This window comes from Pseudomonas sp. P4_D7 (assembly GCF_056401755.1).
Window position 1 is genome coordinate 1 of sequence record NZ_JBFUIR010000028.1, and the last position, 21,546, is coordinate 21,546.

The following is a 21,546-nucleotide window of genomic DNA, read 5'->3' on the forward strand; positions in this document are numbered from 1 at the left end:
GGCGAGGAGGGTGGCCTCGCGGACTTTCTCGACCTCTTCGCCAGTGGCCGATTCGCCGCTGGAGTAACTGATCATCGCCACGCGCGGAATGATGCCGAATGCAGCCGCCGAGTCGGCGCTTTGCAGGGCAATCTCGGCCAGTTCGCTGGCGCTCGGGTGTGGGTTCATCACGCAGTCGCCGTAAACCAGCACTTCCTCTGGGAAGAGCATGAAGAACACCGACGACACCAGCGTGCAGCCCGGCGCAGTCTTGATCAACTGAAGGGCCGGGCGAATGGTGTTGGCAGTGGTGTTGATCACGCCCGAGACCAGGCCGTCGACCTCGTCCAGCGCCAGCATCATGGTGCCGATCACTACGGTGTCTTCCAGTTGCTGTTCGGCCATCGGCGCGTTGAGGCTTTTAGTCTTGCGCAAGGCAACCATCGGCTCGATGTAGCGCTCGCGAATCAGGTCTGGATCAAGAATCTCCAGCCCTGGCGGCAAGGCGATGCCTTGGGCGCGGGCCACTGCTTCGACATCTTCCGGTTTGGCGAGTAACACGCAACGGGCGATCCCGCGTTCCTGGCAGATCGCCGCCGCTTGCACGGTGAACGGCTCGCTGCCTTCAGGCAGGACGATGCGTTTGTTCGCCGCTTGCGCACGCTGGATCAACTGATAGCGGAACACCGCCGGCGACAGGCGCATTTCCCGTGGCGTGCCACAGCGCTGGTGCAGCCATTTGGCGTCGAGATGGCTGGCGACGAAATCGGTGATGATCTCCGCACGCTCGCGGTCATCAATGGGGATTTCTTTGTTCAAACCGTTGAGCAGGTTGGCGGTGTCGTAGGAGCCAGTACTCACCGATAGCACCGGCAAACCGGCCTGCAACGCACCACGGCACAGATCCATGATGCGCGGATCGGGCAGGGTGTCGCTGGTCAGCAACAGGCCCGCCAGCGGCACACCGTTGATCGCGGCGAGGCTGACGGCGAGGATGATGTCGTCGCGATCGCCCGGCGTCACCACCAGCACGCCGGGCTTGAGCAGCTCGACGGTGTTGCGCATGGTTCGCGCGCAGATGATGATTTTGGTCATTCGGCGGGTTTCGTAATCACCGGCATTAAGCACTTGTGCACCCATCAGGTCGGCAACGTCACGGGTACGTGGTGCGTTGAGTTCCGGCTGATAGGGAATGCAGCCGAGCAGGCGGAAATCACCGCTGCGCAGCAACGGCGAATGCTCCTTCAGGCGCGCAGCGAAGGCGTCCATGCTCTCTTCGGTCTTGACCTTGTTGAGGATCACCCCGAGGACTTTCGGGTCTTTCGGGCCGCCGAACAATTGCGCCTGCAATTCGACACGGCCGGAGAGTTCGGCGAGTACTTCGTTTTCTGGCGCCGAGACCAGAATCACCTCGGCATCCAGGCTTTTGGCCAGGTGCAAGTTGACCCGCGCGGCATAACTGGCGCTGCGGGTCGGCACCATGCCTTCGACGACCAGCACGTCTTTGCCGATGGCGGCTTGCTGATATAGCGTGATGATTTCTTCGAGCAGCTCATCGAGCTGACCGTCGCCGAGCATCCGCTCGACGTGCGCCAGGCCCAACGGTTGTGGCGGTTTCAAACCGTGGGTGCGCGCCACCAGTTCGGTGGAACGCTCGGGGCCGGTGTCACCCGGATGCGGCTGGGCAATCGGTTTGAAGAAACCGACTTTCAGCCCGGCTCGCTCAAGCGTGCGCACCAGCCCGAGGCTGATGGAGGTCAGACCCACACCAAAATCGGTGGGCGCGATAAAAAAAGTTTGCATGCGAATTCTCTAAAGTTGCATGGCAATGGCGATCGCCTATAGCTGACGACCTACCGAAATTCAGTCGCCAAGGTTATCGCTAACCGAGCCTTGTGCGCACCAACCGCAGGCAAAGGGTTGGCCTATTTTTTCAATACGTTGCGCCGGGTCCAGCACCCAGGCGCGCGATTGCCAGGGCGGCTGATGGCGCAGGTGCTGGGTGTGGCCACAGGAAAGCTCGACGACCCAGTGACCGTCCTCGTCTTGATGAAAGCCTGCGATCGTCGAAACCCGTTTGTCCGGGTTGTGTTCGCTTTCGCGCGATTGCTTCGCTAAACTTGGCCTTTCTATATTCTTATGCAAAAGGTCTCGCCCCATGCTGATCGCCGCCAATAAGGCTGTCTCCATCGACTATACCCTGACCAACGACGCTGGTGAGGTCATCGACAGCTCCGCCGGCGGCGCTCCGCTGGTCTACCTGCAAGGCGCAGGCAACATCATCCCTGGCCTGGAAAAAGCTCTGGATGGCAAAGCTGTTGGTGACGAGCTGGAGGTTTCCGTTGAGCCGGAAGACGCTTACGGCGAATACGCCGCTGAGCTGGTCAGCACCCTGAGCCGCAGCATGTTCGAAGGCGTTGACGAGCTGGAAGTCGGCATGCAGTTCCACGCTTCGGCGCCGGACGGCCAGATGCAAATCGTCACCATCCGTGACCTCGACGGCGATGACGTGACCGTTGATGGCAACCACCCACTGGCCGGTCAGCGCCTGAACTTCAAAGTGAAGATCGTTGACATCCGTGATGCCAGCCAGGAAGAAATCGCTCATGGCCACGTCCATGGCGAAGGTGGCCATCACCACTGATTTTCTGCGCTAAGCTTCGAGTACTGGAGAGGCGCCTGCGGGCGCCTTTTTAGTCCGCGGCTGTCCTTGGTGACCTCGCCAAGTGGCTGTTTCGAGTAGAACACGGGAATCTTGGAGTTCGTCATGAGTGCTTTTCACGACCTTAAGTTGACAGCCCTGGATGGTCAGGAGCTACCGCTGGCGCCGTTCAAGGGCCAAGTCGTGCTGGTGGTCAACGTCGCCTCCAAATGCGGCTTGACCCCACAGTACGCGGCGCTGGAAAACCTCTATCAGCAATACAAAGGCAAAGGTTTCAGCGTGCTGGGCCTGCCGTGCAACCAGTTTGCCGGCCAGGAACCAGGCAGCGAAAAGGAAATTCAGGATTTCTGCAGCCTCAACTATGGCGTGACATTCCCGTTGTCGAGCAAGCTCGAAGTCAACGGTCATGATCGTCACCAGCTCTACCGTCTGCTGGCGGGCGAGGGGGCGGAGTTTCCTGGGGACATCACCTGGAATTTCGAGAAGTTTCTGCTCGGCAAGGACGGCCGGGTGCTGGCCCGGTTCTCGCCGCGCACGGCGCCGGATGATCCGACCATTGTGCATGCGATTGAAAAAGCGCTGAGCTGAAACAGCAAGATCAAAAGATCGCAGCCTTCGGCAGCTCTTAAAGGGCCTGCCGGTGCTGCGATCTTTTCGTTTCTGATCCTTGATCATTCAAATCAATAGTGCTGTTCAAAGCCTTTGACTGTCCATATTATCGCCGTCATAAAGTCATTCCCTGTGGAGCCTTCCAATGCCGGTTCAAGCCCTGTTCAAACCGTTCCAACTCGGTGCCCTCGAACTGCCGACCCGCGTGGTCATGGCGCCGATGACTCGCTCCTTTTCCCCGGGCGGCGTGCCTAATTCGAAAGTCATTGAGTATTACCGTCGTCGCGCGGCCGCCGGCGTTGGCCTGATCATCACCGAAGGCACTACCGTCGGCCACATTGCCTCCAATGGTTATCCGAACGTGCCGCAGTTCTTTGGCGACGCGCCATTGGCCGGCTGGAAGAAGGTCGTCGATGCGGTTCACGCCGAAGGGGGCAAGATCGTTCCGCAACTGTGGCATGTGGGCAGCGTGCGTCGCATCGGCACCGAGCCGGACGCCAGCGTGCCGGGTTACGGTCCGTCGGAAAAAATCAAGGACGGTCAGGTCGTGGTGCACGGCATGACTAAACAAGACATTCAGGATGTGATCGCAGCCTTCGCCCAAGCGGCCAAAGATGCACAGAGCATCGGCATGGACGGCGTGGAAATCCACGGCGCCCACGGTTACCTGATCGACCAGTTTTTCTGGGAGGGCAGCAACCAGCGCACCGACGAATACGGTGGCAGCCTGGCCAACCGTTCACGTTTCGCCATTGAATTGATTCAAGCCGTGCGTGCGGCGGTCGGTGAAGGCTTCCCGATCATCTTCCGTTTCTCGCAATGGAAACAGCAGGACTACACGGCGCGTCTGGTGCAAACCCCGCAAGCGCTGGGTGAATTCCTCAAGCCGCTGTCTGACGCTGGCGTGGATATTTTCCACTGCTCGACGCGCCGCTTCTGGGAGCCGGAATTTGACGGTTCCGAGCTGAACCTGGCCGGCTGGACCCGCAAACTCACCGGCAAGCCGACCATCACCGTTGGCAGTGTTGGCCTTGATGGCGAGTTCCTGCAATTCATGGTCAACACCGACAAGGTCGCGCAACCGGCCAGTCTGGAGAATCTGCTGGAGCGTCTGAATAAAGAGGAGTTCGATCTGGTGGCGGTGGGGCGTGCGTTGCTGGTCGATCCGGATTGGGCGCAGAAAGTCCGCGAAGGGCGTGAACAGGATATTTTGCCGTTCAGCCGTGAGGCGTTGATGACGCTGGTTTAAGCGGCGCTCTCACTGACCCCTTCGCGAGCAAGCTCGCTCCCACAGGTTTCTCTGCTGTTCACAAAATTTGTGTTCACTGGAGATCCCCTGTGGGAGCGAGCTTGCTCGCGAAGGCGGTTCTAACGTCAGCAGAGAATCAGGGCAATGTCTGCGCATTCGGCACCACTTGCTCCCCTACACAAGCCCCGCGCAAATGCTTTTCAAACTGCTCGATAACCGCCGGCCAGCCCTGGCGACTCGCATGCTGCCGCGCATTCAGGCGCACGCAGCGCAACCTCTCATCCTCTTCCAGCAACCATGCCGCCGCCTCGCAAAAGGCTGGCTCATCACCAGGCATCGCCAGCACGCCGTTGTAGCCATGGCGAATATGCTGCGCCGCCGCAGCCTGATCGTAAGCCACCACACCCAGCCCGGATGCCAGCGCCTCCAGCACCACATTACCGAAGGTTTCGGTCAGACTCGGAAATAGAAACAAATCACCAGACGCATAGTGCGCCGCCAACGCTTCACCGCGCTGCGCGCCGCAGAAAATCGCCTCGGGCACATCCTTTTCCAGCGCTAGCCGCTGCGGCCCGTCGCCGACGACGATCAGTTTCAGATTGCGCTGTGGATAAGTGTCGCGCAGTTTTTCGAAGCAGCGTTTGAGCAGGCCAAGGTTCTTCTCCGGCGCGAGTCGTCCTACGTGAATCACCGCAATGTCCTGCTCGGACAGGCCCCATTGCTCACGCAAGGCGTTCAGCCGTTTGCTCGGATGAAACAACTGGCTGTCGACCCCGCGCGACAACAGCGCCAAGCGCTCGAAATGCCGCCGCTCCAGTTCCAGGCGCTGGCTGACGCTCGGCACCAGCGTCATGGCCGAGCGATTGTGAAACCAGCGCAGATAATGCGTGAGCATCCGCGTCAGCAGACCGAGCCCGTATTGGTTGGTGTATTGCTGAAAATTGGTGTGAAAACCGCTGACCACCGATATCCCCAAACGGCGCGCCGCACGCAGCGCCGACAACCCGAGCGGTCCTTCCGTGGCGATATACAGCACATCGGGACGCTGGCGCTTCCAGCGCCGCAGCAGTTTGTGCATCGACGACTGACCCCATTGCAGCCCCGGATATCCCGGCAACGGCCAACCCCGACACAGTAACAGCGCGTCATCTTCACTGCGCTGCGGATCACCGGCCTGACGCGGGCGCACCAGTTCAACCTGATGCCCACGCGCGCGCAGTCCATCGCACAAGCGGCCAAGGGTATTGGCCACCCCGTTGATTTCCGGTGGGAAGGTTTCGCTGATCAGAGTGATATGTAGAGCTGTCGTCATGACCCCAGTGTCGACTGAGGCCATGTCGTGCTTGTGACGTTCGGATGATGGATTTGTGACGGGCTGTTTGTTGCCGGCCTAGCGTTGAGTCACAAGATTCTCGGCACCGCGCTCACGCACCCAGAACAACGTCGCCCCGGCCACCGCCGCCGGCATCATCAGGATGTTGACCACCGGGATCAGCAGCACCAGATAGACGATCCCGCCAAAGCTCATGCTCTGCCAGCGCTTCTGCCGCAACCAGGCAAGCATTTCGTTCCAGCCCAGTTTGTGGTTATCCGCCGGGTAGTCGATGTACTGGATCGCCATCATCCACACGCCGAATAACAGCCACAGCGGTGCAGCAACGATATTCACCACCGGGATGAACGAGAGAATGAACAGTCCGATCGCCCGTGGCAGGAAGTAGCCGAGTTTGCGCATTTCCCGGGCCAAGGTGCGCGGGACCATCGCGATCAGTTCGCCCCAGCTGAACGCCGGGAAGTCATCAGTGCCGCGTACCACCACTTCGACTTTTTCCGCGAGGAAGCCGTTGAACGGTGCGGCGATTACGTTGGCCAGCATAGTGAAAGTAAAGAACACCATCAGCGCCACTAGCACTACAAACAGTGGCCAGAGGATGTAACTGAGGAAGCTCAGCCATTCGGGCAGCGATGGCATCAGCGTATCGACCCATAGACTGAACTGGTGGCCGGCCAGATAAATCAATCCGACGAACAGCACGAGGTTGATCGCCAGCGGCAACAACACGAACAGGCGCAGGCCGGGGCTGAGAACCAGTTTGAGGCCTTCGCGCAGGTATTGCGGGCCGGACAGAACAGGGGCGGGCATAAGGTGCTCCGAGCAAGGGAAAACGCGCCGACCTTACCGACTTTGCAACGACGGCGAAAGCGCGGTAGAGCAATCGACATTCACTGTAACAAAGACGTCCATCTCGTCAGTGTGTCGGCATAGAGACCACCTATGAGCTGGATTGTTAAACCGTATTTCCTTAATCTTGCCCCCCTCGATACGCTGCACCCAACTTTTTACAGGACTGTCGAGCTCAAGCCTTCCCCAAGGTTTTCCACGGTCCTTTTTTATTCCCGCCGGCAGTCCGGCGATCCGTGCCAGTTTTTCGGCCCGGTCAACAGGAGCAGGTCATGTCTGAAGTCCGTCATTCGCGAGTGATTATTCTCGGTTCCGGCCCAGCCGGTTACAGCGCTGCGGTATACGCGGCCCGCGCCAACCTCAAGCCACTGCTGATCACCGGCATGCAGGCTGGCGGTCAACTGACCACCACTACTGAAGTCGACAACTGGCCGGGCGATGTGCACGGTCTGACCGGTCCAGCCCTGATGGAGCGGATGCGCGAGCACGCCGAGCGTTTTGAAACCGAGATCGTTTTCGATCACATCAACGCCGTGGACTTTGCTGCCAAGCCGTACACCCTGACCGGCGACAGCGCGACCTACACCTGCGACGCCCTGATCATCGCCACCGGCGCCAGCGCGCGCTATCTGGGCCTGCCGTCGGAAGAAGCGTTCATGGGCAAAGGCGTTTCGGCCTGCGCGACCTGCGACGGTTTCTTCTACCGCAACAAGCCTGTTGCAGTGGTCGGCGGCGGCAACACCGCTGTTGAAGAAGCACTGTACCTGGCCAACATCGCCAGCACCGTGACCCTGATCCACCGTCGCGAAACCTTCCGCGCCGAGAAGATCCTGATCGACAAGCTCAACGCTCGCGTGGCTGAAGGCAAGATCATCCTCAAGTTGAACGCCAACCTCGACGAAGTGCTGGGCGACAACATGGGCGTGACCGGTGCGCGTCTGAAGAACAACGATGGCAGCTTCGACGAAATCACCGTCGACGGCGTGTTCATCGCCATCGGCCACACCCCGAACACCTCGCTGTTCGAAGGCCAGTTGACCCTCAAAGACGGTTATCTGGTGGTGCACGGCGGCCGTGAAGGCAATGCTACGGCGACCAGCGTCGAAGGCATCTTCGCCGCCGGTGACGTGGCTGACCACGTTTACCGCCAGGCGATCACCTCGGCCGGCGCCGGCTGCATGGCCGCACTGGACACCGAGCGTTACCTGGACGGTCTGCAGAACGCTTCGTTCTAAATCGCAGACATAAAAAACCGGCCAGATTGGCCGGTTTTTTTGTGCCCGAGAATCACAGTCACCACACATCGAATGTGGGAGCGAGCCTGCTCGCGAATGCGGTGTATCCGTCGACATCAATGTTGAATGTCAGTCCGTATTCGCGAGCAGGCTCGCTCCCACAGGGATTTTGTGTGGATAGAGGAATCAGCGGCGGGTCAGGGGTTGAGCGGTGAATTTGACGCCGGCCAGACCGTGCTGGATCAACGCACGGATATTGCTGTGATCACTGCCCTCAGGCGTCGCCACTACCGAGCGGTAATGCTCGCCGAACGCCAGCAGCGCTTCTTCATCGCTCAGGCCTTCCAGCAGTGCCAGACCCAGGGTCTTGCAAGAACCTTCGTTCTGCCCGGCGGCGTTTTCCACGCCACCGTTGTTGAACGCCTGCGGCTGATAGTCGTAACTGGCGGCGATGAAGGCCAGCGTGTCGGCGAAAGCGTGTTCGCCGCTCTTGAGGCTGGCGCGCAGGGTGTTCAGATCACTCATGGGTTTTTCCTTTGGCGAACGCGGCTTGTTGCTCGGCGTTGGCTTCTTGCTGAAATTGGGCTTTCCACTCGGCGTACGGCATGCCGTAAACCACTTCGCGGGCGTCGTCGAGGCTGACCTCGATCTGGCGCTCGTCGGCTTCGGCCTTGTACCACTTCGACAGGCAGTTGCGGCAGAACCCGGCAAGGTTCATCAGGTCGATGTTCTGCACGTCCTTACGGCTGTCCAGGTGGGCGACCAGCCGGCGGAAGGCGGCGGCTTCGAGTTCGAGGCGTTGTTGCTCGTTCATGGGAGTCTCTGCGAGACAGCTTCAAGCGGCAGGCTTCAAGCTGCAAGGTTGGATCGGGGTCGGCCGTTAGCTTACCGCTTGCAGCTCGAAGCTTGAAGCTCAGCGGCTAGCCGCGAGCGTGATCGATACCGACTCGGCAAAACGCAGCGCGTGCGGCTTGTCGACTTCGACTTCGGCATACAGCACTGAACCGTTGCTCATCACCAGATCGAGCAATTCCTGCGTCAGGCGTTCGAGCAGCGCAAAGCGGTTGCCCTCGACGTGGGCGATGATCGCTTTGGTGATCGTGCGGTAATTCAGCGCGTGGTCGATATCATTGTCACGCACCGCTTCCTGCGCGGCATACAGAATGGTCAGGTTGATCAGCACATCCTGCTTGTTGAGGATTTCGTCCTCGTTGATCCCGATAAAGGTGCGCAAGCGCAGATCCTTGACCCGGATGCGCGCCATTCCCGGCTGAAGTTGTGGCATTTACTTGCTCCGTCCAATCAATTGCAGGAACTCCTGGCGAGTGTTGCTCGACTCGCGGAACGCGCCGAGCATGACCGAGGTGTTCATGGTCGAATTCTGTTTCTCGACACCGCGCATCATCATGCACATGTGTCTGGCCTCAATGACGACCGCGACGCCGGCGGCATCGGTGACCTGTTGCACTGCGTCGGCGATTTGTCGGGTGAGGTTTTCCTGAATCTGCAGGCGTCGGGCGAACATGTCCACCAGTCGCGCGATTTTCGACAGACCCAGCACCTTGCCCGTCGGAATATAAGCCACATGGGCCTTGCCGATGAAGGGCAGCAGGTGATGTTCGCACAAAGAGTACAACTCGATGTCGGCGACGATGATCATCTCGTCACTGTCCGAGGCAAACAGCGCGCCGTTGACGATCTCATCGACGCTTTGCTCGTAACCGTGACACAGGTATTGCATGGCCTTGGCCGCGCGCACCGGGGTGTCTTGCAGTCCTTCGCGGTCGGGATCTTCACCGAGGCCAATGAGGATTTCGCGGTAATTCTCGGGCAGTGAGCGGGTCATGGGCAGCCTCGCAGGCAGGTGTTATTTGACGTGCCTTCCGCCGTTGACGGTCAGGGTCGTACCGGTGACATAAGGGTTGTCGAGCAGATAGCGCAGGCTCTGGTAGATCACTTCGCTGCCGGGTTCGATGCCCAGCGCGGACTTGGCCAGTGCCTTGGCGCGGTACGCCGCGTCGTCGTCGGGATTGAACAATAGCAGGGCCGGGGCGATGCCGTTGACCTTGATGGTCGGCGCATAGCGGGCGGCGAAGGACAGGGTCAGGCTGTCGAGCCCGGCTTTGCTGGCGCAATAGCCAATGTGCTTGCTGCTGCCCTTGCGGGTGACATCGTCGCTGATATGAATGATGTCGGCGGGCGTCGAGTGTTTTAGCAGTTCACCGCAGTGCAGGTTGATCAGGTACGGTGCGAGCATGTGCAGATTGAACATGCGCGTGAAGGCTTCGGCTTCGCTGCCCGGGGTTTCGGCCAGCCACTCGGAGGCGTTGTGCACGATGGCGCGCAAGCTGTCGGTGTGGGTTTTCAGTTCGGCGATGAAAGCGAGAATCGCGGCTTCGCTGGAAAAGTCGGCGAACAGGCCGAGGGCGCCCAGATCGCGCAGCGTTTGCACGCCGGGGCGTTCGCTGCGGTAAGTGAAGATGACGCGACAGCCATCCTCGAGCAGCCGCTGCGCACAATGCAGGCCGACACGCTGGCCGGCACCGGTGATTAGGATCGGGGCTGAGGAATCAGGCATGAACGGCTCGCATCGCGGTTGGAGCAAAAACTATAACAGCGACGAGCCTGAAAAGATCGCAGCCTGCGACAGCACCTACCCTGGTCTGTGTTCAGTCCAGCAGGAGCTGTCGAGTGCAACGAGGCTGCGATCTTTAATGTTTCTGAGGTGTCGCCGAAACAGGCAGTCGTACCGGCGTACTGTTCAGCCAGTTCGCCAGCAATCGGGTCGACAATGGAATAAAGAAGTAAACCATCAACGGCGTCAGGCACGCCGTGCTGATCAACATACGCGGCAACAGGCTCAGTTCTGCGAGCAACGGGCCGAGGACAAAGTTGAACAGCAGTGACACCGGAAAGAACGCCAGCCAGATCGCGACGGCCTGTTTCCACCGTGGAGGACGTTGCCCGGCAGCGCCGAACCAGCCTTCGATGCCACTGACTCGATGTTCTTTCGGGTGGGCAAACAGGTCGCTGCCACGGCTCAGCCACGCGGTACGTGAAACCGAATGTTCCCACGCATGCAACGTCTGCTCATCGACAAAGCGGAAGATGATCTGGAATTCATTATCGCCGGGCGGCGGAGCGAGCACGCCAGAGCCCAGGTAACCGGGGAAATCAGTGGCCAGTTGTTCGCCTTCGCGCAGCCAGGCGATCAAGTCCTGATAACGGCCATCAGCGACGCGACGGGCAACCATCAGCGTGACAGGGGAAGTAGACATTATGTATCTCCGTATTTCATTTGCGTCGCTCCGGGTAGGAGTTTCGCCTGACGCAGGGCCGGGGTAGAGGCCTGCGTTTTTCAACAAGCAAGGATTATTCCGGTTTTTCCCGATTAAACCAGCGACTTTCGTCGCATTTCTGCACTTGATCGCAATCGGGGCATAAGCGTTAGAATGGGATCCAAATCTCTCCGACATGGAAGTTGAACAGCCTATGCCTGTCATCACGGACGCAAAGCCTGCTGCGCAGACATCTTCTGCGCTCGAGCGCGAGGATCTGTTCCCTATCCGTGAGGTCGCACGCCTGACAGGTGTAAACCCGGTGACCTTGCGCGCGTGGGAGCGGCGCTATGGTCTGATTCAGCCCACGCGCACCGAAAGTGGGCATCGGCTCTATTCGATGACCGATATCGAGCGCGTGCGCAGCATCGTCGACTGGATTGATCGCGGGGTCGCCGTGAGCAAGGTCGGCAAGATCCTCGCCAAGACCGAACCGATGAAAGTATTGGCGCACATCATCCCGGATGACTTGGTGCAGGCGGATTACCTGCAATGGCAGGAGCAGATCCAGCAGGCGGTCAGTGCGTTCGACGACCAGCAACTGGACCGCGTCTATGGGCAGATTTTCTCTTCATACTCATTGCCGGTGGTGTTTCAGGACATCCTCATGCCTTTGTGGCTGCAATTGTTGCAGCGCCAGGAGGCTTTCGGGCAAACCAGCGAGTGGTTGTTCTTCGATGGATTCCTGCGGGCGCGGGTATTGCAGCGGATCGTCATGCTGCGTGGTACGCAACCGCGCCGAGTGATCGTCAGCGCGCTGGCCGGGCAATGTCGAGAGCTGGAGTTGTTGGTGGCGGCGCTGTTTCTCAGCGACAGCAATTCCGGTGTTCGGGTGCTGACCACAGGTCAGCCATTCGATGAGCTGACGTTGGTTTGCGAAAAGATCAAACCTGATGCACTCGTGCTGTTTTCCAATCACGCGCCCAGCGCCGAATTGCCTCGGCGTTTGAACCGCTTGGCATTGAGTCTCGATTGTCAGTTGATGCTGGCGGGCGACGCTTCAGATCTGGCACAGGACAGCTTGGCCGGATCCTCTGTTGCTTGCCTGGGCAATGAAGGCGCGAACATGCGTCAGCGCATGCTGCAGTTTCTGGCCGGCAATCTGGATACCTGAAACTCAGGTGTGAAGGGCAGGATGCGTCAGGCGATGTTGCTGCAGGATGAACTGGCGCAGACGCTCGGTTTCATCGGTGTCGGTCTGGCTCAGTTCGTAGGCGTAGAAACCGCTCTCGGTTTCCCGTTCGAAATTGCCGCGCAATGAAATCCGCTCGTAACCCGAAGGGCTGAACCACAGCGCGAAATGCTTGGGCGGTTTGGTCTTGTTGCGCACTTCCAGCAGCACACCTTTGTGCGAAACCTCGTGGACCCACAACGTGCCCGGCTGACCTTTGGCGTTTTCCAGAGCTACCGGCTCTTCGAGAGTCAAACGCCATGGCCGCACCATCGGGCCGTCTTCGTAAATACTCGGTACGCCGAGACGCAGATGCAACGCGTGAAACTCGTCTTCGACCAGATGCAACGGGAAGGTCATCTGCTGATTTTCGAAGTTGGCCTGAATGGTCACTTGCTCGTGAGCGGCCAGGCGCGTGAGCAAATCACGGATTTGCGAACCGCCGTTAACCAGCAGACTCGACGTCGCATCCCGCACGTTCAGTTGCGGGTTGTGCTGCATGGTCTGGATGAAATCCAGCTCATCCTGAGTGAGGAGGGCGTCGCGCTGCATGGCTAACTCGAAAGGTATAGTTACAAAGTCATTGGTGATTGTAGTTAATGACACTTAGTTCGCGATTTTGTTTTGACCGTTTGTCGCTTTCAATGCAGCCAGTTCTGCTTTGAGGGCAACGACCTCAGCTTCTAGTTGAATCACGCGCTGTTGTGCCTTGACCTGAACGGTGACGTCCTTCTGCACGCCAACGAAATACGTCTGCCCGTCTTCGACGTTTTTCACCGTTGAAATCGACAGTTCATTCCAGAACGGCGTACCGTCCTTGCGATAGTTACGCAGGATTTCCCGGCACGAGCCGCCGTTATCCAGCGTCTCGCGAATCAGTTTCAGGCTGTCCTGATCGCGGTCTCCAGACTGCAGAAAGCGGCAGTCCTGATAGAGGATTTCCTCACTGGTGTAGCCGGTCAGTCGTTCAAAGGCCGGGTTCACATAGATCAGGATATCGTTCTGTTCACCTTCTTTCTCCGCGACCACTATCCCGTCATTCGACGCATTGATCACCATTTGCAGCAGGCTGGCGTTGATCATCTTTGAATCCTTTCAGAGTTGTCAGTGGCAGGCATTCTAGAAGAACCGCACGGCCTGTCTACTGGCCATTACCGCCAATTGAGATCCAGTCGCAGCTTTGCGCTTGAGACTGTTACTATCGCGGCTCTTTTTTTCAGTTTCAGGATCAGATTGATGAAAGTCGCCATCCTCTCCGGTTCGGTCTACGGCACCGCCGAAGAAGTCGCCCGTCACGCCCAGAACCTGTTGAAAGCCGCTGGCTTTGAAACCTTCCACAACTCGCGCGCCAGCCTGGCCGACATCCAGGCGTTTGGCCCTGAAGCATTGCTTGCGGTGACCTCGACCACCGGCATGGGCGAATTGCCCGACAACCTGCAACCGCTGTACTCAGCGATTCGCGACCAGTTGCCCGCCGCACTGCTCGGTTTGCCGGGCGCAGTGATTGCCTTGGGCGACGCCAGTTACGGCGACACTTTCTGCGGCGGTGGCGAGCAAATGCGTGAACTGTTCGGCGAGCTCGGTGTGCGCGAAGTGCAAGAGATGCTGCGCATCGACGCCAGCGAAAGCGTCACCCCGGAAACCGACGCCGAGCCTTGGCTGGCGCAGTTGATCGTCACGCTCAAGGGCTGATTCCACGCTCGCGCAACAGCGCCAGCCATGCCTGCGCCGCTTTTGACAGATACGCGCCGCGCCGCCAGATAAACGCGATATCCCAACGCAGATAATCCGGCGCGCGTAAGGTCAGGCGCACCACGCCTGGCCGCACCAGACCGCGTGCAACCACGCTGGGCAACAGCACCACGCCTTGCCCGGCGGCCACCAGCGCCGCAAGGAAATCCGCCTGACCGCTGCGCCCGCCTTCCTTCGGCGTAAAGCCCAGTTGCTGGCACGCCTGCAGCAAGCGGTCGTTGAGCACGAAGCTGCGCTGATAGAGCAGAAAGGGCGTCTCGGCCAATTCCTCCAGACCGATTTCACCTCGATCGGCCAGTGGATGATCCACCGGTAGCAGGGCGTCGAGTTGCTCATCGCAAAACGGCTGACAGTCGAATTGCGGATCCTTGGGCAACAGACTGCCGCCCAACTCCAGTTCACCGCTCAGCACAGCCTGCTCGATATTGCGGCTACCGCCCTCGAGCAACTGGATGCTGATATTCGGATAGCGCCGCCGGTATTCCGCAAACAGTTCGGCGAATAGCGCGTCGCTGCCGAGTAATGGCAGGCCGAGGCGCAACTCTCCGCGTGCCAAATGACTGAGGTCGTCCAGTTCCGCGAGCAGTTCGTTGCGCAAGCGCAGCATGCCTTCGGCCCGTTGCAGCACCACGCTGCCAGCGGCCGTCAGGCGCAATTGCGAACCCAGCCGCTCCAGCAAAGGCGTGCCGAGACTTTGTTCCAGTTGCGCGATCTGTTTGCTCACCGCTGACTGGCTGATGTGCAGGGTTTTTGCGGCTTGGGTAAAACCGCCTTGATGCATCACTTCGACAAAGCTGCGCAGTTGTTTGAATTCCATTGTCCGATTCCATTTTGGAATGGTATTGAGTCTAACAATTCGCTTCGGGGATGGCAGGGCGCTTCGTAAAATAAGCGCCTGCCTGGAGCAAAATCATGAATGCCGTCCCGCTCAAACATCTGTCTCGTCTTCTCGCTGAACTCGCTGTATTGCTCGGCCTCTACTTGCTCGGCTGCCAACTCGCGGCCTGGCTGGCGTGGCCGATTCCCGGTGGTGTGATCGGTATGGCGCTGTTGCTGCTGGCCTTCGCCTTTGGCTGGATAAAACCCGCCGCCCTGCAATTGGGCGCAGGGTTGCTGATGGCCGAGATGTTGTTGTTCTTCATTCCGGCGCTGATGAGCCTGCTCGACTATGGCGCACTGTTGCGCAATGACGGCTGGCGAATCCTGTTGGTGATCGCCGCCAGTACATTGATGGTCATGCTGGTGACGGCTTTCACCGTAGAACTTGCCGTGCGCGTGAGGCGTTCCCGTGAAGCTTGAATGGATGCCGATGTTCTGGCTGGCCTTCACCCTGTTGGCGTATCTGTTCAGCCGCTGGTTGTATCGGCGCACCGGGCGCTACGTCTTGTCACCACTGATTCTGGTGCCGGCGTTGCTGCTGGCGCTCGCCGTGCCCCTGCACACTGCCTATGCCGAATATTCCAGCAACACCCACTGGCTGATGCTGGTGCTCGGTCCCGTCACCGTGGCTTTTGCCGTGCCGATCTGGCAGCAACGCCGTTTGTTGATGCGGCATTGGTCGGCGCTGTTGTTGGGCATGGTTGCCGGCAGTGCGGCGTCGATCGGCACTTCATTCGGGCTGGCCAGGGCGCTGGCGCTCGACAGCTCGGTGACGCTGTCACTGGTGCCGCGTTCGATCACCACACCGTTCGCCATGCCGCTGGCGCAGGACCTCGGCGGCGTGCCGGAGTTGACCGCGGTATTCGTGATGTTCACCGGTGTGTTCGGGGCGATGCTCGGTGGCGTGTTGTTGAAGTGGTTGCCGTTGCGCAGTGCTCTGGCGCGCGGTGCGCTTTTCGGGGTTGGCGCGCATGGTGCCGGTGTCAGTCGGGCCCATGAAGTGGGCGGCGAAGAAGGCTCTGTCGCCGGGCTGGTGATGGTCTTGACCGGGTTGCTCAATCTGTTTGCCGCGCCTTTGTTGGCGTCGTGGCTTTGACATGGATCCAAGGAGTTTGCCTGGCTGACCCGCTCAGTCATCAAGCTGGCTGGCAATGCAACTACGCAATGCTCTGCGCCTGACTAGACTGCTCGTACGTGCAGAACAATAAGAACGCAGAGGTGCATACAGTGAGCGTAGCCCCCGTCCAATCGTCCCTTAATGTCAAAGACCAGGTCAGTGCCGCAGAGTGGCAGACCCGTGTCGATCTCGCCGCTTGTTATCGTCTGGTCGCGCTGCATGGCTGGGACGATCTGATCTTCACCCATATTTCCGCCAAGGTGCCGGGCACCGAAGATTTCCTGATCAACCCGTTTGGTCTGATGTTTCATGAGATCACTGCGTCGAGCCTGGTGAAAGTCGATCAGGCCGGCAACAAACTCATGGACAGCCCTTACGAAATCAACCCCGCCGGCTACACCATCCACAGCGCCGTGCACGAAGTGCGGCACGATGTGGTTTGCGTGCTGCATACCCACACCGCCTCCGGTGTCGCGGTGTCGGCGCAAAAGCAGGGTGTGTTGCCGATCAGCCAGCAGTCGCTGTTCGTGCTTTCAAGCCTGGCTTATCACGGCTACGAAGGCGTGGCGCTGAACCATGAAGAGAAAGCGCGCCTGCAAGCCGATCTTGGCGAAAACAATTTCCTGATGCTGCACAACCACGGTCTGCTGACCTGTGGCGGCACCATCGCCGACACTTTTCTGATGATGTTCACCTTCCAGCGCGCCTGCGACATTCAGGTCATGGCGCAAACCGGTGGCGCTGAACTCATCGCCATCGAACCGCAAATCCTGGCAGGCGCCAAAGCGATGATCGCCGGTGTCACCAAAAGTGCTCAAGGCATGGGTGGCGCGCTGGCATGGCCAGCGTTGCTGCGCAAACTCGATAAACAAGACCCCGGATATAAACTCTAATGCCTCTTGCCGAGATTCCTCTGTGTGTCTGGCGTAAACGCAGCCAGACGTTTGTCTTTCGTGGCCAGCCGATTCGCTACTGGACGGCCGGGCAGGGTGACCCGCTGCTGCTGATCCACGGTTTTCCGACCGCCAGTTGGGATTGGCATTATCTGTGGCAGCCGCTGGCCCAGCGATATCGGGTGATTGCCTGCGACATGCTCGGCTTTGGCGATTCGGCCAAACCGCTCAATCACACCTACAGCCTTTTGGAGCAGGCTGACCTGCAGCAGGCATTGCTCGCGCATCTGCAGGTCGGGCAACCGGTTCACTTGCTTGCTCACGACTACGGCGACAGCGTTGCCCAGGAACTGCTCGCCAGGCACTACGAAGACAAGATCGAGATCGCCAGTTGTGTGTTCCTCAACGGCGGGTTGTTTCCGGAAACCCATCGTCCGGTGCTGATGCAGAAACTGCTGCTCAGCCCGTTGGGCTGGATGATCGGTCGGGCGTTTACCCGTGATGCTCTGGTGAAAAGCTTCCGGCAGATCTTCGGTCCGCAAACCCGGCCGAGCGAAAGCGAACTGGACGACTTCTGGAGCCTGGTCGACAGCAATCGCGGGCCACGGATCATGCACAAATTGATCAGCTACATTCCCGAGCGTCGAGTGCAGCGTGATCGTTGGGTGAGCGCGATGCAGCGTGGCGAGATTCCGTTACGGGTGATTGATGGCGAAGTCGATCCGATTTCCGGGGCGCACATGGTCGAGCGTTACCGTGAATTGATCCCCGACGCCGACACGGTGTTGCTGCCAGGCATCGGCCACTATCCACAGACCGAGGCGCCGGTGCAGGTGCTCAAGCATTATCTGGAGTTTCGCGATCGTTTTGTGCTGCCACCGCGCAAAGTCGCCTGCTCCTGAAAGATCAAAAGATCGCAGCCTGCGGCAGCGCCTACACAAATTCAATGTAGGCGCTGCCGCAGGCTGCGATCTTTTGATCTTTTGACGCCTTCATCATCCCCTAACCTTATCGCACACCATTCAGCCTCAGCCGTATTCGTTGTGACCCAAAGCCCTGTGCCTGACACTCGGACTCAATACTGGCCTGCTGGAGTTGTTGCGATGAATGAGTCTGTGCGTTTCGAAGATAAAGTTGTCATCGTCACCGGAGCCGGTGGTGGCCTCGGACGCGCCCACGCATTGTTGTTTGCCAAACAGGGCGCCAAAGTGCTGGTCAACGACCTCGGCGGCTCGACCCAGGGCGAGGGGGCTAATGCTTCCGCTGCCGACCGCGTCGTCGCCGAAATCCGCGAGGCTGGCGGCATTGCCGAAGCCAACCACGACTCGGTCACCGACGGCGACAAACTGGTGCAAAACGCCCTTGATGTCTTCGGTCGCGTCGACGTCGTGGTGAACAACGCCGGGATCCTGCGCGACAAGACCTTCCACAAAATGGACGACGCCGACTGGGATCTGGTTTACCGCGTCCACGTCGAAGGCGCCTACAAAGTCACCCGCGCCGCGTGGCCACATATGCGCGAGCAAAACTACGGCCGGGTAATCTTCACCGCCTCGACCTCAGGCATCTACGGCAACTTCGGCCAGTCCAACTACGGCATGGCCAAACTGGGTCTTTACGGTTTGACCCGTACGCTGGCCATCGAGGGTCGCAAGAACAACATCCTCGTCAACGCGATCGCGCCTACCGGCGGCACCCGCATGACCGAAGGCTTGATCCCGCCGCAAGTATTCGAGCAATTGAAGCCAGAACTGGTCAGCCCGTTGGTGGTGTATCTGGCCAGTGAGCAATGCCAGGAAACGTCAGGGCTGTTCGAAGTCGGTGGCGGCTGGATGGGCAAGGTGCGTTGGGAGCGCAGCCTCGGTGCCGGGTTTGATCCGCGGGTGGGCTTCTCGCCGGAAGATGTCGCGGCGCACTGGCAGCAGATTTGTGATTTCGAAGGGGCGGCGCATCCGAAGGACAATATTGAGGCGTTGAAGGAAATGATGGCGAATTTGCAGAAGTATTCGCTTTAAATAGTGTGGCCACCAAACTTGGGCTTGGTGGCCACACCCCATTAAGCGTATCGTTTTTCAGTCATGAATTTTGGGGCCTTCCAGTTGGGGCCTTTAATAGCTAAGCCTTTATCCCCGTGTGCCAGTACTCCGGATGCAATGAGTCGTTTGTAGGCATCCTCAAGGGCTCCATATTGACTGATCAAATCTCGGTTGTATTGTCTGATCATCATGTCCAGGTGCGGATTTGGTTTGAACAGTGAAAATACGGTGACGATGTCATCCAATGGTTCATTTTTCACAATTTGCTCAATGGTATTCATTACCACATCTCCTTAAGCAACTTCTGGTACTCACGCTCTTCTTGCCGCCTTGCAGCTTCCAGCGCCTCTGGCGTATATAACAACGTTGGATCATCTTTAAGCTTGTAATCCTCCAGTGTTGCAGTGTGGACGTTGTTCCATACGGAAGAGTCTTTATCGGGCATCTCCGTGTCGCCATATCCCAAGGCTTTAAGCCTTTCGAACTCTCTGATCTCATGAGTGTAGAAGCGTTTGTCGGTATCGGTTACCTCTAGTTCTCCTCGAAAAATTCGTTCTAGACGATCGATCATTATTTTATTTGCATCAGAATCTGGGAACTTTGAAGTGTGTAGCTTCACGATATCAATTCCGTTTTTTGCGATGATCGACGGTACCCAGTCCGAGCTTGTAACCGGTAAACCTGTTTCTTCGGGGTTGAAATCTCGCCCGCTGTGTTCCCCGTCCTCGACACCCCCGTACGGACTGCTGAACACCACATAAAGTGGCGCAATCCCCGAGTCATCGGGGAACACGATGACGAATCGTTCCCAACCTTCGACAAGGATCGGATTGAGGTCCAGCCGTCCTTCAATCGGAACAATAGGAGCGCCGGAATAGGCTGGCGCATCAGTCTCGGCAATGGGCGATACAGTCGAGCTGTTACCCGGCGAGATAGCCGGCGTCCAGGTCAGAAAATCCGTCGGCGAATCTGGTAGCGCTACCTCATAAACATCATTCAGCAAGTCATAGGCCGCATTCAGAACCAGCACACTCGAACGGATATGGAAGTCATCGCTGGTGGCGACGAATACCTCCGTGCCCGCACCCAGTGGCCTCACACCCAAGCCTACGGGCAGCTCCAGTGTGCTTTGCCGATCTGATATTTCGCGCAGTGTTTGTGCAGACTCCGGCGACAATTCGGCCAAGGGAACACTCATGGAAAAGCGCTCGCCGTTGCCCAGGCGCGAAGGCGCGAGCAAAGCAGCGAAACCTACCAGTGCCGGACCGCTGATCAACACAGATCCTGCCGCTTTCAGGGTCTGTAATCCTGCCCGCAGCCCCTTGAGAATTGCGGATGATGTTGCTGGAGAAAGACGAGTGGTGTGTGAGGCAAAGGACAACTCCGGACCGGTTGAAGCCGTTGCGCCTGAAGCCGGGTAAACATGCTGGACTTCTGGTGCCAGGCGCTCCTGCCGTTGTAACGCCTCGATACGCTGCTCCATTTCTGCTTGCAGACGTGCCTGCTCGGCGGCAAACGCACGTTTCGCGGCTTTGGCTTTGGCTATGGCCCTGGCTTTGGCGATCGCCTTGGCTTTGGCCTTTGCCTTTGCTTCGGCCTCCGCGCTCAACAATGCCGCGATTCGTGCTTTTTCCCGTGCTTCATCCTCAGCCTTGATTCGTGCGATTTCGGCTTCCTGACGTTGTTTTTCCGCCAATCCAGCCAGTCGTGTCTGTTCACGTATGCGAATCTGCTCCTGCTCTCGACGTGTTGCTTCTGCAGCTTCTCTGTGTCGTTGCTGTTCGGCTGCGACCCGTGCGTGTTCTGCAGCCAAACGCTGGGTCTCAGCCGCTGCCGCCTGAGCTTGATCCTGAGCCTGCACGGTGGCCAGCCAATTGAGTACGTCGGCCTGTTGCTGGTTGAGAAGCGCCAGTGTCTGGCCAAGCAAACGCGCTTCGTGAGCCGCTCGGAAGGACTCGCTCCACAACGCTCTACTCCTGGCCCCCGCGCCGCTGGTTCGGCGGATAGCGGAAGCCTGATTCAGGTAATCCTGGAAGGTTTTCCCCAGCGGATCGCTGCCAAAAAAGCGGTTTGCGATCGCGGTCTGCCTCTGAAACTCTGCGCTCTTGCGGTGAATCAGCGTATTTCTGACGCCCACTTCGCGGGCCAGTGCAGCTGCGGGCGGAAGAGGATTTGTCGGGCCTTCCAGTCTGATTGCCGCCAGTTCCACTTCGATGGACTGAGGTATTGAGACGGATTTTGCGTTGAACTCTTGTTCAACGGTGGTTTGCGTCTCGAACATCAATTGGCGGGTTTGCGCATTGGCGCCGGCAGGTCCGAACGTTCCACTGTAGGTGTAACCCACATTGCTTTCTTTGAATGGCTCGTAATTATCGGGGGCGGGTGCCTCGATACGTGTTTCGTCCAGTTCTAAGAATGGAGGTCTTTGCATATTCATGTCCTTT

At 58.7% G+C, this 21,546-nt stretch carries 26 protein-coding genes; 11 read left to right on the forward strand and 15 right to left on the reverse strand.

From position 1 onward, the window contains the following. Together pta and AC1DVF_RS17975 are read right to left on the reverse strand one after the other, a co-directional pair. The coding region (gene pta, locus AC1DVF_RS17970; protein WP_477782901.1) for a phosphate acetyltransferase at window positions 1–1,782 on the reverse strand (1,782 nt) is incomplete at its 3' end. Window positions 1,783–1,842: 60 nt separating this feature from the next. Continuing rightward, window positions 1,843–2,169 carry a DUF3565 domain-containing protein gene (locus tag AC1DVF_RS17975; protein ID WP_093436299.1) on the reverse strand — a complete coding sequence of 109 codons (327 nt, stop codon included), beginning with the start codon at window positions 2,167–2,169 and terminating at the stop codon, window positions 1,843–1,845. On the opposite strand from AC1DVF_RS17975, the gene AC1DVF_RS17980 reads away from it, so the two are divergent. The 3 genes from AC1DVF_RS17980 to AC1DVF_RS17990 all read left to right on the forward strand — a co-directional run bounded on the left by AC1DVF_RS17980 (window position 2,138) and on the right by AC1DVF_RS17990 (window position 4,499). Then, window positions 2,138–2,623 (forward strand): FKBP-type peptidyl-prolyl cis-trans isomerase, encoded by a 486-nt coding sequence (locus tag AC1DVF_RS17980; RefSeq protein ID WP_008085027.1) that lies wholly within the window; start codon window positions 2,138–2,140, stop codon window positions 2,621–2,623. The genes AC1DVF_RS17975 and AC1DVF_RS17980 overlap by 32 nt on opposite strands. Before the next feature lie 123 nt (window positions 2,624–2,746). Continuing rightward, the gene (locus AC1DVF_RS17985) at window positions 2,747–3,229 is read left to right on the forward strand and encodes a glutathione peroxidase (protein ID WP_093436016.1); all 483 of its coding nucleotides are present in this window, start codon (window positions 2,747–2,749) and stop codon (window positions 3,227–3,229) included. A 166-nt stretch (window positions 3,230–3,395) separates the two neighbouring features. Beyond that, window positions 3,396–4,499: an NADH:flavin oxidoreductase gene (locus AC1DVF_RS17990; protein ID WP_093436019.1), complete on the forward strand. Its 1,104-nt coding sequence runs from the start codon at window positions 3,396–3,398 to the stop codon at window positions 4,497–4,499. A 136-nt stretch (window positions 4,500–4,635) separates the two neighbouring features. Here the strand turns inward: AC1DVF_RS17990 and AC1DVF_RS17995 are convergent, their stop codons facing one another. Both AC1DVF_RS17995 and cysZ read right to left on the reverse strand, forming a co-directional pair. After that, complete coding sequence (locus AC1DVF_RS17995; RefSeq protein WP_320335776.1) at window positions 4,636–5,835, reverse strand: glycosyltransferase family 4 protein; 1,200 nt, start codon at window positions 5,833–5,835, stop codon at window positions 4,636–4,638. 54 nt (window positions 5,836–5,889) lie between these two features. Further along, window positions 5,890–6,642: a sulfate transporter CysZ gene (gene cysZ / locus AC1DVF_RS18000; protein ID WP_194933391.1), complete on the reverse strand. Its 753-nt coding sequence runs from the start codon at window positions 6,640–6,642 to the stop codon at window positions 5,890–5,892. Between the two features lie 311 nt (window positions 6,643–6,953). Here cysZ and trxB point away from each other — a divergent pair, with 311 nt between their 5' ends. Continuing rightward, window positions 6,954–7,916, forward strand: a complete 963-nt coding sequence (gene trxB, locus AC1DVF_RS18005) for a thioredoxin-disulfide reductase (protein ID WP_007912350.1) — start codon at window positions 6,954–6,956, stop codon at window positions 7,914–7,916. A 186-nt stretch (window positions 7,917–8,102) separates the two neighbouring features. Here the strand turns inward: trxB and AC1DVF_RS18010 are convergent, their stop codons facing one another. From AC1DVF_RS18010 to AC1DVF_RS18035, 6 genes are all read right to left on the reverse strand, one after another. Beyond that, window positions 8,103–8,441 (reverse strand): HopJ type III effector protein, encoded by a 339-nt coding sequence (locus AC1DVF_RS18010; RefSeq protein WP_477782902.1) that lies wholly within the window; start codon window positions 8,439–8,441, stop codon window positions 8,103–8,105. Next, entirely contained in the window at window positions 8,434–8,730 is a 297-nt protein-coding gene (locus tag AC1DVF_RS18015; protein WP_034154503.1) for a DUF1244 domain-containing protein, read from the reverse strand. Before AC1DVF_RS18015 ends, AC1DVF_RS18010 begins: the two co-directional genes overlap by 8 nt. A 99-nt stretch (window positions 8,731–8,829) precedes the next feature. Beyond that, window positions 8,830–9,201: a dihydroneopterin triphosphate 2'-epimerase gene (folX, locus tag AC1DVF_RS18020; protein ID WP_007914273.1), complete on the reverse strand. Its 372-nt coding sequence runs from the start codon at window positions 9,199–9,201 to the stop codon at window positions 8,830–8,832. Further along, entirely contained in the window at window positions 9,202–9,762 is a 561-nt protein-coding gene (gene folE / locus AC1DVF_RS18025; protein ID WP_093436038.1) for a GTP cyclohydrolase I FolE, read from the reverse strand. Between the two features lie 21 nt (window positions 9,763–9,783). Further along, window positions 9,784–10,494, reverse strand: coding sequence for a dihydromonapterin reductase (gene folM, locus AC1DVF_RS18030; protein WP_477782903.1), 711 nt, complete (start codon window positions 10,492–10,494; stop codon window positions 9,784–9,786). A gap of 133 nt (window positions 10,495–10,627) precedes the next feature. Further along, window positions 10,628–11,194 (reverse strand): putative antibiotic biosynthesis monooxygenase, encoded by a 567-nt coding sequence (locus AC1DVF_RS18035; RefSeq protein ID WP_093436046.1) that lies wholly within the window; start codon window positions 11,192–11,194, stop codon window positions 10,628–10,630. Between the two features lie 214 nt (window positions 11,195–11,408). Here AC1DVF_RS18035 and AC1DVF_RS18040 point away from each other — a divergent pair, with 214 nt between their 5' ends. Next, a complete protein-coding gene (locus AC1DVF_RS18040; protein WP_320335772.1) occupies window positions 11,409–12,368 on the forward strand; it encodes a MerR family transcriptional regulator in 960 nt (319 codons plus the stop codon). Between the two features lie 3 nt (window positions 12,369–12,371). Here the strand turns inward: AC1DVF_RS18040 and AC1DVF_RS18045 are convergent, their stop codons facing one another. After that, window positions 12,372–12,977: a hypothetical protein gene (locus AC1DVF_RS18045; protein WP_016987019.1), complete on the reverse strand. Its 606-nt coding sequence runs from the start codon at window positions 12,975–12,977 to the stop codon at window positions 12,372–12,374. 54 nt (window positions 12,978–13,031) lie between these two features. Further along, window positions 13,032–13,508 (reverse strand): PAS domain-containing protein, encoded by a 477-nt coding sequence (locus tag AC1DVF_RS18050; protein WP_095049774.1) that lies wholly within the window; start codon window positions 13,506–13,508, stop codon window positions 13,032–13,034. Window positions 13,509–13,661: 153 nt separating this feature from the next. Here AC1DVF_RS18050 and AC1DVF_RS18055 point away from each other — a divergent pair, with 153 nt between their 5' ends. Then, complete coding sequence (locus AC1DVF_RS18055) at window positions 13,662–14,117, forward strand: flavodoxin (RefSeq protein WP_477782904.1); 456 nt, start codon at window positions 13,662–13,664, stop codon at window positions 14,115–14,117. Here AC1DVF_RS18055 and AC1DVF_RS18060 read toward each other — a convergent pair. Beyond that, a complete protein-coding gene (locus tag AC1DVF_RS18060) occupies window positions 14,107–14,994 on the reverse strand; it encodes a LysR family transcriptional regulator (protein WP_093436058.1) in 888 nt (295 codons plus the stop codon). The two genes, AC1DVF_RS18055 and AC1DVF_RS18060, sit on opposite strands and share 11 nt — an antisense overlap. 95 nt (window positions 14,995–15,089) lie before the next feature. Between AC1DVF_RS18060 and AC1DVF_RS18065 the strand changes: the two genes are divergently transcribed. From AC1DVF_RS18065 to AC1DVF_RS18085, 5 genes are all read left to right on the forward strand, one after another. Continuing rightward, the gene (locus tag AC1DVF_RS18065) at window positions 15,090–15,476 is read left to right on the forward strand and encodes a CidA/LrgA family protein (protein WP_477782905.1); all 387 of its coding nucleotides are present in this window, start codon (window positions 15,090–15,092) and stop codon (window positions 15,474–15,476) included. Then, window positions 15,466–16,152, forward strand: a complete 687-nt coding sequence (locus AC1DVF_RS18070) for an LrgB family protein (protein WP_093436067.1) — start codon at window positions 15,466–15,468, stop codon at window positions 16,150–16,152. Before AC1DVF_RS18065 ends, AC1DVF_RS18070 begins: the two co-directional genes overlap by 11 nt. Before the next feature lie 131 nt (window positions 16,153–16,283). Continuing rightward, window positions 16,284–17,066, forward strand: a complete 783-nt coding sequence (locus AC1DVF_RS18075) for a class II aldolase/adducin family protein (protein WP_093436071.1) — start codon at window positions 16,284–16,286, stop codon at window positions 17,064–17,066. Continuing rightward, complete coding sequence (locus tag AC1DVF_RS18080) at window positions 17,066–17,968, forward strand: alpha/beta fold hydrolase (RefSeq protein WP_257357021.1); 903 nt, start codon at window positions 17,066–17,068, stop codon at window positions 17,966–17,968. The genes AC1DVF_RS18075 and AC1DVF_RS18080 overlap by 1 nt, the downstream gene beginning before the upstream one ends. 201 nt (window positions 17,969–18,169) lie before the next feature. Further along, window positions 18,170–19,081, forward strand: a complete 912-nt coding sequence (locus AC1DVF_RS18085; protein ID WP_099758023.1) for an SDR family oxidoreductase — start codon at window positions 18,170–18,172, stop codon at window positions 19,079–19,081. Window positions 19,082–19,122: 41 nt separating this feature from the next. Here AC1DVF_RS18085 and AC1DVF_RS18090 read toward each other — a convergent pair whose 3' ends face one another. Further along, window positions 19,123–19,383, reverse strand: a complete 261-nt coding sequence (locus tag AC1DVF_RS18090; RefSeq protein WP_007914225.1) for a hypothetical protein — start codon at window positions 19,381–19,383, stop codon at window positions 19,123–19,125. After that, a complete protein-coding gene (locus AC1DVF_RS18095) occupies window positions 19,383–21,533 on the reverse strand; it encodes an S-type pyocin domain-containing protein (RefSeq protein WP_477782906.1) in 2,151 nt (716 codons plus the stop codon). Before AC1DVF_RS18095 ends, AC1DVF_RS18090 begins: the two co-directional genes overlap by 1 nt. Between the last annotated feature and the right edge of the window lie 13 nt (window positions 21,534–21,546).

What these genes read in the sequence shown, in the direction of transcription:
- AC1DVF_RS17995 (WP_320335776.1), bottom strand. Translation starts at nt 5,835, where the DNA reads ATGGCCTCAGTCGACACTGGGGTCATGACGACAGCTCTACATATCACT.
- cysZ (WP_194933391.1), bottom strand. Translation starts at nt 6,642, where the DNA reads ATGCCCGCCCCTGTTCTGTCCGGCCCGCAATACCTGCGCGAAGGCCTC.
- trxB (WP_007912350.1), top strand. Translation starts at nt 6,954, where the DNA reads ATGTCTGAAGTCCGTCATTCGCGAGTGATTATTCTCGGTTCCGGCCCA.
- AC1DVF_RS18045 (WP_016987019.1), bottom strand. Translation starts at nt 12,977, where the DNA reads ATGCAGCGCGACGCCCTCCTCACTCAGGATGAGCTGGATTTCATCCAG.
- AC1DVF_RS17980 (WP_008085027.1), top strand. Translation starts at nt 2,138, where the DNA reads ATGCTGATCGCCGCCAATAAGGCTGTCTCCATCGACTATACCCTGACC.
- AC1DVF_RS18085 (WP_099758023.1), top strand. Translation starts at nt 18,170, where the DNA reads ATGAATGAGTCTGTGCGTTTCGAAGATAAAGTTGTCATCGTCACCGGA.
- AC1DVF_RS18080 (WP_257357021.1), top strand. Translation starts at nt 17,066, where the DNA reads ATGCCTCTTGCCGAGATTCCTCTGTGTGTCTGGCGTAAACGCAGCCAG.
- AC1DVF_RS18010 (WP_477782902.1), bottom strand. Translation starts at nt 8,441, where the DNA reads ATGAGTGATCTGAACACCCTGCGCGCCAGCCTCAAGAGCGGCGAACAC.
- folE (WP_093436038.1), bottom strand. Translation starts at nt 9,762, where the DNA reads ATGACCCGCTCACTGCCCGAGAATTACCGCGAAATCCTCATTGGCCTC.
- AC1DVF_RS18040 (WP_320335772.1), top strand. Translation starts at nt 11,409, where the DNA reads ATGCCTGTCATCACGGACGCAAAGCCTGCTGCGCAGACATCTTCTGCG.
- AC1DVF_RS18095 (WP_477782906.1), bottom strand. Translation starts at nt 21,533, where the DNA reads ATGCAAAGACCTCCATTCTTAGAACTGGACGAAACACGTATCGAGGCA.
- folM (WP_477782903.1), bottom strand. Translation starts at nt 10,494, where the DNA reads ATGCCTGATTCCTCAGCCCCGATCCTAATCACCGGTGCCGGCCAGCGT.
- AC1DVF_RS18055 (WP_477782904.1), top strand. Translation starts at nt 13,662, where the DNA reads ATGAAAGTCGCCATCCTCTCCGGTTCGGTCTACGGCACCGCCGAAGAA.
- AC1DVF_RS17985 (WP_093436016.1), top strand. Translation starts at nt 2,747, where the DNA reads ATGAGTGCTTTTCACGACCTTAAGTTGACAGCCCTGGATGGTCAGGAG.
- AC1DVF_RS18090 (WP_007914225.1), bottom strand. Translation starts at nt 19,383, where the DNA reads ATGAATACCATTGAGCAAATTGTGAAAAATGAACCATTGGATGACATC.
- AC1DVF_RS17990 (WP_093436019.1), top strand. Translation starts at nt 3,396, where the DNA reads ATGCCGGTTCAAGCCCTGTTCAAACCGTTCCAACTCGGTGCCCTCGAA.
- AC1DVF_RS18035 (WP_093436046.1), bottom strand. Translation starts at nt 11,194, where the DNA reads ATGTCTACTTCCCCTGTCACGCTGATGGTTGCCCGTCGCGTCGCTGAT.
- AC1DVF_RS18060 (WP_093436058.1), bottom strand. Translation starts at nt 14,994, where the DNA reads ATGGAATTCAAACAACTGCGCAGCTTTGTCGAAGTGATGCATCAAGGC.
- AC1DVF_RS18050 (WP_095049774.1), bottom strand. Translation starts at nt 13,508, where the DNA reads ATGATCAACGCCAGCCTGCTGCAAATGGTGATCAATGCGTCGAATGAC.
- AC1DVF_RS18015 (WP_034154503.1), bottom strand. Translation starts at nt 8,730, where the DNA reads ATGAACGAGCAACAACGCCTCGAACTCGAAGCCGCCGCCTTCCGCCGG.
- folX (WP_007914273.1), bottom strand. Translation starts at nt 9,201, where the DNA reads ATGCCACAACTTCAGCCGGGAATGGCGCGCATCCGGGTCAAGGATCTG.
- AC1DVF_RS17975 (WP_093436299.1), bottom strand. Translation starts at nt 2,169, where the DNA reads ATGGAGACAGCCTTATTGGCGGCGATCAGCATGGGGCGAGACCTTTTG.
- AC1DVF_RS18065 (WP_477782905.1), top strand. Translation starts at nt 15,090, where the DNA reads ATGAATGCCGTCCCGCTCAAACATCTGTCTCGTCTTCTCGCTGAACTC.